This is a genomic window from Vibrio sp. 2433-A1 (assembly GCF_056726085.1).
In genome coordinates this window covers 21,057-34,943 of the sequence record NZ_JBRESC010000011.1, presented here as the reverse complement: position 1 = coordinate 34,943, position 13,887 = coordinate 21,057, and the positions used below count along the sequence as shown (strand labels likewise).

The window sequence follows — 13,887 nt, the reverse complement described above, 5'->3', positions numbered from 1 at the left end:
TTTTGTATTTGGTGTACATGTTTAACTGGGAAGTTGCCAGCCAAATTCCGCACTCAGCTTTAGCCAAGTTTCATCGAAGCTCGCACTAATGACTAAGCTCTCTTTCGTAAAGGGATGAATAAACTCTAAACTCGATGCATGCAGAAGCAGTCTGTGCGAGTCGTAGACCTCTCTATACAGTTTATTGTGCTTACCGTCACCATGAGTCGTATCTCCGACAATAGGATGCCTTAGGTGAGCCATATGACGCCTGAGCTGATGCTTGCGCCCTGTTAATGGCTTCATTTCCATCAAACAGTAACGGGTGCTTGGAAACTTGCCCGTAGAATGCGGCACTTCCACTTTCGCTAGCGGCCAATAGTCAGTAATGGCTTCTTGTGCTTCTTTCTCTTGGCTGGCGTGCTTATCGGCAATCTTATCCAACTCAACCTTCAAGGCGTAATCAAGGCGGCCAGACTCTTCAATCCAACCACGTACGATAGCGTGATAGGTTTTTTCCATCTCGTGGTTGGCGAACATCGGCATCACCTGCGAAGCCACTTCACTGGACAGCGCAAAAATCAGCACACCCGATGTCGGGCGGTCAAGGCGGTGAAGAGGAAACACATGTTGACCAATTTGGTCACGCAAAGTTTGCATCACAAACTGTGTTTCGTGCTTATCTAACCAACTGCGGTGAACCAGCATCCCCGCTGGCTTATTTACGGCGACGAAATACTCATCTTGGAAAACAATCTCAAGCATGGCTACATACCTTATCAATCTGTTGGATAATAGTGATCAGCGGGTTCATCATCTGCTCTTCTTTCCAGCACTCTTCAAAGTAAGCAGCCATCGCAAACCCCGTTGGTAACGGCTGGTTTTGTTTCAATAATAGACGTATGCGCGCGACAAATATCCATTGCAACCACTCTAAAGGAGTGAGGCTATCGATAGCAAAAGGCTCCTGACTGCTTAATGCTTCAACACTAGGAGAATCTTGTTGCCACTTCCCTAGTTTTCTCATCTCACCTTCTAAAGCGTCGACTAACTCGACTAATTGTTTTTCTTTCGTCATTAAACTTTATATTGGACCTTGAAAATTGGCCTAAGAGTACCATTTATAGAGGAAAGAAAGTTAGGACAATTCTCCAATGGAAACGATTCATACCCTTACCCAATTGCTCAATGACAGTAACTGCCAGTATCAAGTGTTTGATCTTGGACGTCGTATCAAAACCATCGACGCAAAAACATTTGCTGATGCAGAGAAAGGTCAGCTGCCATACCCTTACCCGATGCAACGTAAAGCCCATATTGCGATCGCTTATTGGAACCAGGAGCAACAGCCATGGATTTGGTTTCTAAAGTTTGAACTCGATGAGCGCGGCTTACTTAAGCAGTCAGACATTGGTAACTTCTTAAAGTATGTGATTGAAGCGATGGGCACTCGTATCAGTCAAGATATGACTGAAGAGCAACAAGAGAAGCTGTCTAACAACCCTTATACCTTCAAGCCTGCTGAAGATAAAATGGCTGTATTTCATAGCCAAGTTCGTGCCTCGCTCGATCTGCCTTGTAGCCAATATTATGAGCACGCTCAACACTACTTTTCTGGTGAATTAGAGTGGGATAAATGGCACACGGTTGGCCTACAAGGTGTGACTGATATTTGTGCGCGTCTTGGCCAGGAGCAAAATGGCGTTAATGTACGTAAAGCACTGCAACACCTGCCAAATGAACCACTTTATGCGTTGCTTGGGGCACTAGAACATACCGAGCTTTCGGATAAACTTGCTGAGCGAATTGCCGAAATGGCCAAGCTGCAGATTGAAAGCGAACAACCAGACCTGTTCCTGCTTTCTGCGCTAACACGTGCGCTTTCGGGTGCTAAGACATCCATCGCTCAACCTATTATTGATTCGATTCTGGCTAGCCCTCGTTTAAGCCATCAAGAAGTACTAATCGGTATTGCAGGTCGCAGCTGGCATTGGCTGAGTGATGTTAAGACCGCTGAGCAATTCCTATTACGCTTAGCACAAACTGGCAACCAAACCCTGTTTAATCAACTATTTGCTGATCTTGTTATGCTACCTGAACTTAGGATGGTTCTACTGCCTCTGCTGCATTCAAGCCCTTCTGAAGAGCTTGCACATTCACTCATTCGACTGCAGCAAGCAACTAAGGCGTAGCTATGATTCATGACCTCTTTGCCATTTTGGCCCTTGCCATTGTCTGTCTTCTGTTTTGGCAGCAAAGACGACAGGCGGAAACCGCTAAAAGTATCGCATTGCGAAAGTGCAAAGAGCTTGACCTACAATTAGTGAGCGTCGCGCTCAAACGCCACAAACTAAAAACGCCAGACGGTGTCTGGCGTTGGCATTCTATCTATCAATTTGAATTTTCATCACTGGGTGACGACTGCTACCAAGGTGAGATTATTATGCAAGGCTTCCGACTAGCAAAGGTGGCTCTACCGCCACATCGGATGTAAATAGATACTCATCATAGGGGCCGAATGTATCGGCTTTATGAGCATTAAGTATAAAACCCAATTTATTTAGAATTCGAATTGAAGGCTCATGGCCTACATTGGCTGTCGCAATGACTTTACTGATGTTTAAATCGCGCAATGCGTTTGGAAAAAAGGCCTGCAGCACTTCGCTCGCGAGCCCTCTTCCCCAGTAATTTTTATCAAAGATATATCCCAACTCAGGTTCGCCGTCTAGATCGCAAACAAACACATGACCGATATATTCACGAGTATTGCTATCTAGTACCGCTCTGGCATAAATATTTGGGTCTGTCAGTACCTGTTCGAACAGTCTCTTAGCAGACGACACCGTGTGCGCCCCATTCATCTGCGCACGATTGATCGCACAGCAGTTGAGAATAAGAAACTCAGATTGTAAAGAGTCGTTATAAGGTACTAATAACGATCGGCGAGTCACAATAGTCATGACACATCCTTGTAAGCAGCAGTTCTTGTCTTATAAAACAAAGCCGAAAATTTATACCAACTGATAGCAACCTTTATTGATCTAGGTTGTTTTTAGCACATTGTTATTAGAGTCATTAGTAAAGGTGGGATCTAAGAAAAACCCCGATACATCAGTATCGGGGTTATAAGTCTTACTCGCAGCAATCTGGCTACAAAAGGTGCTCCATGCATCTTCCTTAATAGCTACTGAATCCTTCAGTATTATCCAACCGTCGCCTTCCTAGCGGTGTCCTCATCATCCTGATAGCTAACATATCCTAGTTAGCGCACATCACTCTATCCTTAAGTGGTGTCCTGTGTATCTTCCTGATACCTGTCCTAGCCTCTTCCTAGAGGTGTCCATTGCCGTCCATGTCACTCACATCCTGTCAGTGGCGGCATCCCTACAATGTCCTTTCGCTCCGTGCTTGATTAACTATCCTAGTCAACCAATCTTCTTCCTGAAGATTCCCAATCCTTGGTCTTTCCTGTTCCATGTCGGTATCCTTCCGACAAGTTCTAATTTATCCGAATTGCCGCCAGAGACAATACCTGTAGCAAATCAAAAATGCGCAACAACATTGAAACAAAACAAATTAATTCTAAAAATCATTACTTTATAGTACATCCAGGTACTTATCTTGTGTTTAAAACACTATTTGTCTCACAACAGGTGTGAGAGATCTCGCACAGACTCTTTCACTATTTTCTATTCGCCAATTTCAAACTGACTGGGTATGATGAAATACATAAGCGCAATGGAGGTTTTATGCTTACTCAAGATGTTAGCCAAGAGCTAAAAGATGTCCTTGAACAGTTACACGCAGAAGGAAAAGAGCCAACGGTGGCACTAGTCAAAGCACGTTTGAGTACATCAGTGCCTATGCCAGCTTTGATTACAACCTTGAAAAGTTGGAAAAGCTCGAGTCGAGTGCCTAAAATTGAAGTTGCAGCAAAACAAGAAGTCGCGGATGCCGACCGAATTGAACAGCTAGAAAAACAAGTGATGGATCTGACGGCAAGATTGGTTGAAATAGAGAAAAAGTTAGAGAAATAGAGTTTCCCTACTCTGTCCTTCGTCGCTCTATGGAATGACAAATATTTCAAGAGTAGAAAACAAAAAGGCTTGGCGATGTGCCAAGCCTTTTTTATTTGAAGTGGTTAGATTACCAACCTGTGACTTCACGTAGACCTTTACCGATGTCTGCTAGAGACTTCACAGTCTTAACGCCTGCCGCTTCTAGAGCCGCAAACTTGTCTTCCGCTGTGCCTTTACCACCTGAGATGATTGCACCTGCGTGACCCATACGCTTACCTGGAGGAGCAGTAACACCTGCAATGTAAGAAACGACTGGCTTAGTGACGTTCTCTTTAATGAACGCTGCTGCTTCTTCTTCCGCAGTACCACCGATTTCACCAATCATTACGATTGCTTCTGTTTCAGGGTCCTCTTGGAACAACTTTAGAATATCGATAAAGTTTGAACCAGGGATTGGGTCACCACCGATACCTACACAAGTAGATTGGCCAAAACCTTCGTCAGTTGTTTGCTTAACCGCTTCGTACGTTAGTGTACCTGAGCGTGAAACGATGCCCACTTTACCTTTCTTATGAATGTGACCTGGCATGATGCCAATCTTACACTCATCAGGAGTGATAACACCTGGACAGTTAGGACCGATCATACGAACGCCAGTTTCTTCTAGCTTTACTTTTACATCGATCATATCTGTTGTTGGGATGCCTTCCGTGATAGTCACGATAAGCTCGATACCTGCATCAATCGCTTCAAGGATTGCATCTTTACAGAACGGAGCTGGTACGTAGATAACAGTCGCCGTTGCGCCCGTCGCTTCAACTGCTTCACGCACTGTGTTGAATACAGGTTGACCTAGGTGAGTTTGACCACCTTTACCAGGAGAAACACCACCAACCATCTGCGTACCGTACGCGATAGCTTGCTCTGAGTGAAAAGTACCTTGACCACCAGTGAAGCCCTGACAGATTACTTTAGTGTCTTTGTTAATTAGTACAGACATTATTTAGCCTCCGCAGCAGCAACAACTTTCTGAGCAGCATCTGTTAGCGACTCAGCAGCAATGATATCAACATCAGAATTAGCAAGAACTTCGCGACCTAGGTCAGCGTTAGTACCTTCAAGACGAACAACTACAGGAACCGTTACGCCAACTTCTTTAACCGCACCGATAATACCTTCTGCGATCATGTCACAGCGAACGATACCACCGAAGATGTTTACTAGTACTGCTTTTACATTGTCATCAGAAAGGATGATCTTGAATGCTTCAGCAACACGCTCTTTAGTCGCGCCGCCACCAACATCTAGGAAGTTGGCAGGTTTGCCACCATGTAGGTTAACGATATCCATCGTACCCATTGCTAGGCCTGCACCGTTAACCATACAGCCAACATTGCCGTCTAGTGCTACGTAGTTCAGTTCCCACTGAGCTGCGTGCGCTTCACGCTCATCTTCCTGTGAAGGATCGTGCATTTCACGAAGCTTAGGCTGACGGTAAAGTGCGTTTGAGTCGATGTTGATCTTACCGTCTAGACAAAGCAGATTGCCTTCGCCAGTAATAACAAGAGGGTTGATCTCTAGTAGAGCTAAGTCGTACTGAGCGAACATCTCGCCAAGACCCATGAAGATCTTAACGAATTGTTTGATTTGGTCACCTTCAAGGCCTAGCTTAAACGCTAGCTCGCGACCTTGATAAGCTTGAGGGCCAACTAATGGATCGATTGCCGCTTTGTGAATCAACTCTGGAGTTTCTTCTGCGATTTTTTCGATATCCACGCCGCCTTCAGTAGAAGCCATGAATACAATTTTACGACTAGCGCGGTCTACAACAGCACCTAGGTAAAGTTCATTAGCGATGTTTGACGCTTCTTCAACTAGGATTTTTGTTACAGGCTGACCATTTGCATCTGTTTGGTACGTTACTAGGTTTTTACCTAGCCACTTTTGAGCAAACTCTTTAACGCCATCTTTCGTGTCGTGTAGCTCAACGCCACCCGCTTTACCACGTCCACCAGCGTGAACCTGACACTTTACAACTTTCTTCTCAGTTGTAATGCGACCTGCAGCTTCAAAAGCTTCTTGTGGTGTATCACAAGCGAAGCCTTCCGGTACAGGCAAACCGAATTCTGCAAACAGCTGTTTGGCTTGGTATTCATGCAAATTCATTTTGATATTCCGTTTATTTTCCCTTAGGGGATTATTATTTCCATAACGGCGCTTGGTTGCGCACGTCTGTAGGGTCTTCTCAAGTCAATCGCGATCTATTTTTTAATAGCTTAGCGATTCAAATGAAGGCCAGACAGTTGAGCGAGTCTAGCCTTTGAAACTATCGAACGTCTAGCCAGCACAGCCAACTAGACGTTTTAGCGATATTAAACGTCTAATAGCAGACGTGCTGGATCTTCTAGCAACTCTTTGATTGTGACTAGGAAGCCCACTGACTCACGACCATCGATTAGGCGGTGGTCGTAAGATAGCGCTAGGTACATCATTGGCAGGATTTCTACTTTGCCATCAACAGCCATCGGACGTTCTTGGATCTTGTGCATACCAAGAATCGCAGATTGTGGCGGGTTGATGATTGGCGTAGACATCAGTGAGCCGAATACACCACCGTTAGTGATAGTGAAATTACCACCCATTAGTTCATCAACAGTTAGCTTGCCATCACGGCCTTTGATTGCTAGCTCTTTGATGCCCTTTTCTACATCAGCAAAACCTAGTGTATCGCAGTCTTTCAGTACTGGAGTGACTAGACCACGAGGCGTAGATACTGCCATGCTGATGTCAAAGTAGTTGTGGTAAACAATGTCATCACCGTCAATCGATGCATTCACTTCTGGGTAGCGTTTTAGTGCTTCTGTTACCGCTTTCACGTAGAAAGACATAAAGCCTAGACGGATACCGTGACGCTCTTCGAACTGGTCTTTGTACTGCTTACGAAGATCCATGATTGGCTTCATGTTCACTTCGTTAAACGTTGTTAGCATTGCCGTGTTGTTCTTCGCTTCAAGAAGACGGTTTGCAACTGTCTTACGTAGGCGAGTCATTGGTACACGCTTCTGGCTACGAGCCGCTGCTGGTGCTTCAGCTGCTGCTGGAGCCTCAGCTTTCGGTGCTGCTTTCGCATTAGCTAGGTGCGCATCGATGTCTTCTCGAGTAATACGGCCGCCAACGCCCGTACCTTTCACTTGAGATGGCTCTAGACCGTGCTCTGCAAGTAAACGACGAACTGCCGGACTTAGTGCATCGTTGCTCTCTTCTGTTAGCGCAGCTTTATGACGCTTATCAGGTGAAGCTTCTGATGCTTCCGTAGTGTCAGTCGTTGGCTCACCCGCGACTGCGCCTGGCTTAAGCTTAGCGATAAGCTGCTTAGAAAGTACCGTCGCACCTTCTTCTTCAATGATTGCTTCTAGAACACCCGCTTCTGGAGCTGGTACTTCTAAAACGACTTTGTCAGTTTCGATATCAACCAGTACTTCGTCACGCTCAACAGCGTCACCAGGTTGTTTGTGCCAAGTTGCTACTGTAGCGTCTGCAACAGATTCAGGTAAATCTGGAACCAGAATTTCAATTGTCATATCTGTTTCTTCCTTTAACTTCTAGTTCTTAATCCGAAGTTTTTGTATTCACGTTAAGCGCGTCTTCAACCAGCGCTTTTTGTTGTTTCAAGTGTACTGACATATAACCGACAGCTGGTGATGCTGATGCTGGGCGGCCAGCATATTTAAGATCAGCACCCGCTGGGATTGCAGCACGGAAGTTGTGTTGGCTACAGTACCAAGCACCTTGGTTTTGAGGCTCTTCTTGACACCAAACAAAGTCTTCAACGTTAGTGTATTGTTCGATTGCCGCTTTCACTTCATCCTGTGGGAATGGGTATAGCTGTTCAATACGAACAATAGCCACGTCATCTTGTTCGTTATTACGACGCTGCTCTAGCAAGTCGAAGTAAACTTTACCCGAACAGAAGACGACACGTTTCACCTTCGCTGCATCTAAGCTGTCGATCTCTGGAATCGCTGGTTGGAATGTCCCTTCCGACAGTTCTTCTAACGTAGAAGTACATAACGGATGACGAAGTAGCGATTTCGGTGACATAACAATCAGAGGTCGACGCATTGGGCGAACAACTTGGCGGCGAATCATGTGGTAAACCTGCGCCGGAGTTGATGGCACAACAACCTGCATGTTTTGCTCAGCGCAAAGCTGTAGGTAACGCTCTAGACGAGCTGAAGAGTGCTCAGGACCTTGACCTTCATAACCGTGAGGTAGCAACATCGTTAGGCCACATAGACGAGCCCATTTCTGTTCACCTGACGAGATGAATTGGTCAATAACAACTTGTGCACCGTTAGCAAAGTCACCAAACTGCGCTTCCCAAAGGGTCAAGCCGCTAGGCTCAGCAGTTGCGTATCCGTATTCAAAGGCCAATACCGCTTCTTCAGAAAGCACCGAGTCAAAGACTTGGAACGGGCCTTGTTTATCATGGATATTTGCTAGAGGAACATACGTGCTTGCGTCGGTCTGGTTATGCAGAACTGAGTGACGGTGGAAGAAAGTACCACGACCAGAATCCTGACCAGAGATACGAATACGCTTACCATCATCAACAAGCGTGGCATACGCCAACGTTTCTGCCATACCCCAGTCAACCGCTTTCTCGCCAGTGATCATCGCTTTACGATCGTTGTAAAGCTTGTTCACTCGGCTTTGTAGCTTGTGGCTATCAGGGTAAGTACATAGGCGCTGACCAAGCTCAACTAAGCGCTCAGTATCAAATTTATTGTCCCACTCAACATCCCAGTCATGACCTAGGTATGGAGACCAGTCTACTGAGTGTAGAGCCATTGGACGCCACTCTTTAACGACAACTTCACCGTGGTCTAGAGCATCACGATATTCGTTGACCATTTGCGTCGCAGTATCAATACCAAGCACGTCTTTCTCCATCAACACGTCAGCGTACAGCTTACGAGGTGTTGGGTGCTTCTTGATTTTCTGATACATCAACGGTTGAGTTGCGTTCGGCTCATCGGCTTCGTTGTGACCATGACGACGGTAACAAACCAAGTCGATCACTACGTCGCGTTTAAACTCATTACGGTAATCAAGTGCGATACGAGTAACGAACGCAACCGCTTCAGGGTCATCCGCATTCACGTGGAAGATTGGTGCCTGTACCATCTTAGCGATATCAGTACAGTACATAGTTGAACGCGTATCGGTAGGGTTAGAGGTAGTGAAACCAACTTGGTTATTCACAACAATTCGAACCGTACCACCAACTTGGAAACCACGCGCCTGAGACATGTTAAACGTCTCAGCAACCACACCTTGACCTGCAATTGCAGAGTCACCGTGAATAGTAATAGGAAGAACCGTGCTGCCTGTCTTATCGCCTAAGCGGTCTTGACGCGCACGTACTGAACCAATAACTACTGGGTTTACAATCTCAAGGTGAGATGGGTTAAATGCTAGCGCTAGGTGGACATCACCACCTGGCGTTGCGAAATCTGCAGAGAAACCTTGGTGATACTTAACGTCACCCGTGCCCCACGTCTCGTCATGCTTACCAGCAAATTCATCAAATAGGTCTTGTGGTTTCTTACCTAACACGTTTACCAACATGTTTAGACGACCACGGTGAGCCATCCCGATAACCACTTCACGCATGCCACTTGCACCCGCATGACGAATCAATTCTTTCGTCATTGGGATCAGTGCATCACCACCTTCTAGTGAGAATCGCTTAGCACCTGGGAATTTTGCACCTAGGTAACGTTCTAGACCTTCAGCTGCTGTCAGCTCGTCTAGGAACATATGCTTTTCTTCATTAGAGAAAGAAGGTTGACCAATGACTGACTCTAAACGTTGCTGGATCCAACGTTTTTGTTCTGTGTCTGTCATGTGCATGTATTCTGCACCGATAGAACCACAGTACGTTTTCTTAAGAGCGGAGTAGATATCTTTCAACTGCATCGTCTCTTGGCCAATGGCAAAAGAACCAACGTTGAAGGTCTCTTCTAGGTCATCTTCGGTAAGATTGTGGAATGCGGGTTCTAGCTCCGCTACAGGTGGACGTTGCCATAAACCAAGAGGGTCAAGCTGTGCCGCTTCGTGTCCACGGAATCGGTAAGCATTGATTAATTGGAGTACTTTAACTTGTTTAGCGTCGACATCTGGATCACTAACCTGGACACTATAATGCTTTGTTTCTTGAGCGAGTCGTCGGAAGTAGTCACGGACACGCGAATGTGGTTGTTCTACCACTTCTTCTGTCGGCTTAGGCAAGCCTTCAAATACGCGTTTCCACTCCTCACTTACCAGATCGGGATCACTTAGATACAGTTCGTAGAGGTCCTCTACATACGTTGCATTGGCGCCAGCCAAGTGTGAAGACTCGAGCCACGCCTTCATCACGCCGTTGTGCATATTTTCCCTTAACCAGTAGTTTTCACGTTTGCTTCGGTCTTACGCCGAGCTATTAAGAGCCGACCCAAATTAGGCCGGCAATTTTTGTTTCATTAGACAGAGCGGTTAACCAACATCGTCTTGATGTGACCAATCGCTTTCGTCGGATTTAATCCCTTAGGACAAACACTTACACAATTCATGATGCCATGGCAACGGAAAACGCTAAATGCATCATCAAGATTTGATAGACGTTCATCTGTTGCCGTATCTCGGCTATCAATTAACCAACGGTAAGCGGCCAATAGACCTGCAGGACCAATAAACTTATCTGGGTTCCACCAGAAAGATGGACATGAAGTTGTACAACATGCACACATGATACATTCGTACAGCCCATCAAGATGAGCACGCTCATCTGGCGTTTGCAGGTTCTCACGTGATGGCGGCAGAGCGCCGTCATCAATCAAGAAAGGCTTAACTTTCGAATAGTTATCGTAGAACTGTGTCATGTCAACAATAAGATCTCGAACAACAGGCAAACCTGGTAATGGACGAATCACAATCTTGTCTGCTTTTAGTGCAGAAAGTGGCGTGATACACGCTAGACCATTTTTACCATTCATGTTCAGACCATCTGAACCACATACACCTTCACGGCAAGAGCGACGGAACGAGATGCTTGGATCTTGCTCTTTTAGCAAAATCAGTGCATCAAGCAACATCATGTCGGAGCCTTCTTCCACTTCAAGCGTGTAGTCTTTCATGTAAGGCTTTTGATCGACATCCGGATTGTAGCGGTACAAAGAGAAATTCAGTTTCATAATATTGTCCTCCTTTCCTTAGTACGTACGTGCTTTCGGTGGGAACGCATCACGGTGAATTGGTTCCATGTTTACATCACGCTTCGCCATCGCTTCCGTTTCTGGGTTGTAGACTGAGTGACATAGCCACTGCGCATCATCACGGTCAGGGAAGTCAAAACGAGCATGTGCGCCACGACTTTCTGTACGGTAGTTTGCCGCTACAGCTGTTGCGTATGCTGTTTCCATCAAGTTTTCTAGTTCTAGACACTCAATACGCTGGGTGTTGAACTCTGTTGATTTATCAGCAAGGTGTGCGTTCTTCAGACGCTCACGGATAACTTTAAGCTCTTCAAGACCTTTAGCCATTGCATCACCTTCACGGAATACCGAGAAGTTGTTTTGCATACATTGTTGTAGGTCTTTACGAATCTGAGCTGGGTCTTCACCTTCAGTGCTGTTTTCCCAACGGTTGTAACGCTCTAGAGAACGCTCAATATCCGCTTCAGTTGCAGGTGTAGCGTCAGCTTGCTTCGCTAAAGTTTCACCTAGATGCAGACCTGTTGCACGGCCAAATACCACCAAGTCTAATAGTGAGTTACCACCAAGACGGTTAGCGCCGTGTACTGATACAGATGCAATTTCACCACAAGCGAATAGGCCTTGAACTTCAACATCAGCGCCGTTTTCGTCTTGCTTGATTGCCTGACCAGAAACCTGAGTTGGGACACCACCCATCATGTAGTGACAGGTTGGGATTACTGGAATTGGCTCTTTCACTGGGTCAACGTGAGCAAACGTACGAGACAGTTCACAAACGCCAGGTAGACGTGACTCAAGAGTCTCTTTACCTAGGTGGTCCAGTTTCAGTTTAATATGTGGACCCCAAGGGCCATCGCAACCACGACCTTCACGAATTTCGATCATCATTGAACGAGCAACAACGTCACGACCAGCAAGGTCTTTCGCGTTAGGTGCGTAACGCTCCATGAAGCGCTCGCCATCTTTGTTAAGAAGGTAACCACCTTCACCACGACAGCCTTCTGTTACAAGAACACCTGCGCCAGCAATACCCGTTGGGTGGAACTGCCACATTTCCATGTCTTGCATTGGAACGCCTGCACGTAGTGCCATACCAACACCATCACCGGTGTTGATGTGAGCATTGGTTGTCGATGCGTAGATACGACCTGCACCACCCGTAGCTAGGATGGTTGCTTTTGATTTGAAGTAACAAACTTCGCCTGTTTCCATACAAAGCGCAGTACAACCTAGAACAACACCATCTTCGTTCTTCACAAGATCAAGTGCGTACCACTCTGAGAAAACAGTTGTTTTATGCTTGATGTTTTGTTGGTAAAGCGTGTGCAGAAGTGCGTGACCAGTACGGTCTGCAGCCGCTGCCGTACGCGCCGCCTGTTCACCACCAAAGTTCTTTGACTGACCGCCAAATGGACGTTGGTAGATAGTACCGTTGTCGAAACGTGAGAAAGGTAAACCCATTTTCTCTAGTTCGATTACTGACTCAGGGCCATTTTTACACATGTATTCGATAGCGTCTTGGTCACCGATGTAATCAGAACCTTTAACAGTATCGTACATGTGCTGTTCCCAGTGGTCTTCGTGCGCGTTACCTAACGCAACAGTGATACCACCCTGTGCTGATACAGTGTGAGAACGGGTAGGAAATACTTTTGAAAGCAAAGCACATGATAGGCCTTGCTCAGAGATTTGTAGCGCAGCACGCATGCCTGCACCACCAGCGCCGATTACTACGGCATCAAATTCGCGAACTGGAATAGACACTTACGCACCCCACAGAATAAATAGACCAGAGAAGAAGTAACCAAACAGCACAGCAATAACCGCTAACTGTAGGCCGCCACGAAGCTTAGCGCATTTGATGTAGTCAGTAAGAACCTGCCACAAGCCAATCCACGCATGGATTAGAACCGAAACCAACGCTAGCATCGTGAACACTTTAGTGAACGTGCCACCAAAGAACTGAGTCCAAGATACGTAAGAGATATCTGTGAAAGCACAGAAGCTAACCAGATAGATAGTATAAAGTGTCATGATGATCGCAGTAGCACGAATCAATAGGAAATCGTGTACACCATTACGACCAAAAGATGAAATATGTTTTACCACACCATGATCCCCGCTAGTAGTGACAGGACGGCTGTCGCTGCGAATGCAACCTTAGCGCTCATTGCACCAGATTCCAGCTCTTCAAAATGACCTAAGTCCATCAGAAGGTGACGGATACCACCAGCAATGTGGTAGGCCAATGCCGTTAGAATTCCCCACAAGATAAACTTCACAAAGAAGCCATCAACAATGTCGACTGCTTGTGCGTAACCTACAGGAGAGGATAAGGAAATGGATAGTAACCATAGTAGGATCCCGACCGCGACAAACGTAATTACACCGGAAACACGGTGTAAAATAGATGCGATTGCAGTGATCGGAAAGCGAATGGTCTGTAAATCTAAATTAACAGGTCTTGACTTTCTTTCTTTCACGGGCTTGCTCACTCAGCTCCATTGAGCATTTATAGTTATGAACGAATTTTGGTTGCAAACCTGCAAAAGTTAACACTTATTTAACAATCGACCCCACCAAACGACCGAGTATTTTGTAAAAATTTTGTTAACAACAAGACTTAAAAC

14 protein-coding genes are annotated in these 13,887 nt (G+C 45.9%); 3 read left to right on the top strand and 11 right to left on the bottom strand.

Translation table 11 applies throughout. From position 1 onward, the window contains the following. Nucleotides 1–21: 21 nt before the first annotated feature. Nucleotides 22–744: a tRNA pseudouridine(65) synthase TruC gene (truC, locus tag ACU01J_RS12525; RefSeq protein WP_481085997.1), complete on the bottom strand. Its 723-nt coding sequence runs from the start codon at nt 742–744 to the stop codon at nt 22–24. Continuing rightward, on the bottom strand, nt 737–1,057 hold the full coding sequence (locus ACU01J_RS12520; protein ID WP_481085996.1) for a YqcC family protein: 321 nt from the start codon (nt 1,055–1,057) through the stop codon (nt 737–739). Before ACU01J_RS12520 ends, truC begins: the two co-directional genes overlap by 8 nt. A 76-nt stretch (nt 1,058–1,133) precedes the next feature. Between ACU01J_RS12520 and ACU01J_RS12515 the strand changes: the two genes are divergently transcribed. Beyond that, nucleotides 1,134–2,171, top strand: coding sequence for a DUF3549 family protein (locus ACU01J_RS12515; protein ID WP_481085995.1), 1,038 nt, complete (start codon nt 1,134–1,136; stop codon nt 2,169–2,171). 2 nt (nt 2,172–2,173) lie between these two features. Continuing rightward, on the top strand, nt 2,174–2,473 hold the full coding sequence (locus ACU01J_RS12510) for a DUF3301 domain-containing protein (RefSeq protein ID WP_481085994.1): 300 nt from the start codon (nt 2,174–2,176) through the stop codon (nt 2,471–2,473). On the opposite strand, the gene ACU01J_RS12505 is transcribed toward ACU01J_RS12510, so the two are convergent. Further along, nucleotides 2,421–2,939 carry a GNAT family N-acetyltransferase gene (locus ACU01J_RS12505; protein WP_481085993.1) on the bottom strand — a complete coding sequence of 173 codons (519 nt, stop codon included), beginning with the start codon at nt 2,937–2,939 and terminating at the stop codon, nt 2,421–2,423. The genes ACU01J_RS12510 and ACU01J_RS12505 overlap by 53 nt on opposite strands. 789 nt (nt 2,940–3,728) lie before the next feature. Between ACU01J_RS12505 and ACU01J_RS12500 the strand changes: the two genes are divergently transcribed. Further along, a complete protein-coding gene (locus tag ACU01J_RS12500) occupies nt 3,729–4,016 on the top strand; it encodes a hypothetical protein (protein WP_481085992.1) in 288 nt (95 codons plus the stop codon). Nucleotides 4,017–4,125: 109 nt separating this feature from the next. On the opposite strand, the gene sucD is transcribed toward ACU01J_RS12500, so the two are convergent. From sucD to sdhC, 8 genes are all read right to left on the bottom strand, one after another. Then, nucleotides 4,126–4,998: a succinate--CoA ligase subunit alpha gene (sucD, locus tag ACU01J_RS12495; RefSeq protein ID WP_053440526.1), complete on the bottom strand. Its 873-nt coding sequence runs from the start codon at nt 4,996–4,998 to the stop codon at nt 4,126–4,128. Next, nucleotides 4,998–6,164, bottom strand: coding sequence for an ADP-forming succinate--CoA ligase subunit beta (sucC, locus tag ACU01J_RS12490; protein ID WP_053440527.1), 1,167 nt, complete (start codon nt 6,162–6,164; stop codon nt 4,998–5,000). The genes sucD and sucC overlap by 1 nt, the downstream gene beginning before the upstream one ends. 206 nt (nt 6,165–6,370) lie before the next feature. After that, nucleotides 6,371–7,579 carry a 2-oxoglutarate dehydrogenase complex dihydrolipoyllysine-residue succinyltransferase gene (odhB, locus tag ACU01J_RS12485; protein ID WP_481085991.1) on the bottom strand — a complete coding sequence of 403 codons (1,209 nt, stop codon included), beginning with the start codon at nt 7,577–7,579 and terminating at the stop codon, nt 6,371–6,373. A 28-nt stretch (nt 7,580–7,607) separates the two neighbouring features. Continuing rightward, nucleotides 7,608–10,433, bottom strand: coding sequence for a 2-oxoglutarate dehydrogenase E1 component (gene sucA / locus ACU01J_RS12480; RefSeq protein WP_481085990.1), 2,826 nt, complete (start codon nt 10,431–10,433; stop codon nt 7,608–7,610). Between the two features lie 92 nt (nt 10,434–10,525). Continuing rightward, on the bottom strand, nt 10,526–11,236 hold the full coding sequence (locus ACU01J_RS12475) for a succinate dehydrogenase iron-sulfur subunit (protein ID WP_053440530.1): 711 nt from the start codon (nt 11,234–11,236) through the stop codon (nt 10,526–10,528). Nucleotides 11,237–11,254: 18 nt separating this feature from the next. Then, a complete protein-coding gene (gene sdhA, locus ACU01J_RS12470; RefSeq protein ID WP_481085989.1) occupies nt 11,255–13,021 on the bottom strand; it encodes a succinate dehydrogenase flavoprotein subunit in 1,767 nt (588 codons plus the stop codon). Further along, a complete protein-coding gene (sdhD, locus tag ACU01J_RS12465) occupies nt 13,022–13,366 on the bottom strand; it encodes a succinate dehydrogenase, hydrophobic membrane anchor protein (RefSeq protein WP_004413188.1) in 345 nt (114 codons plus the stop codon). Further along, nucleotides 13,360–13,752, bottom strand: coding sequence for a succinate dehydrogenase cytochrome b556 subunit (gene sdhC / locus ACU01J_RS12460; RefSeq protein ID WP_008078592.1), 393 nt, complete (start codon nt 13,750–13,752; stop codon nt 13,360–13,362). Before sdhC ends, sdhD begins: the two co-directional genes overlap by 7 nt. Between the last annotated feature and the right edge of the window lie 135 nt (nt 13,753–13,887).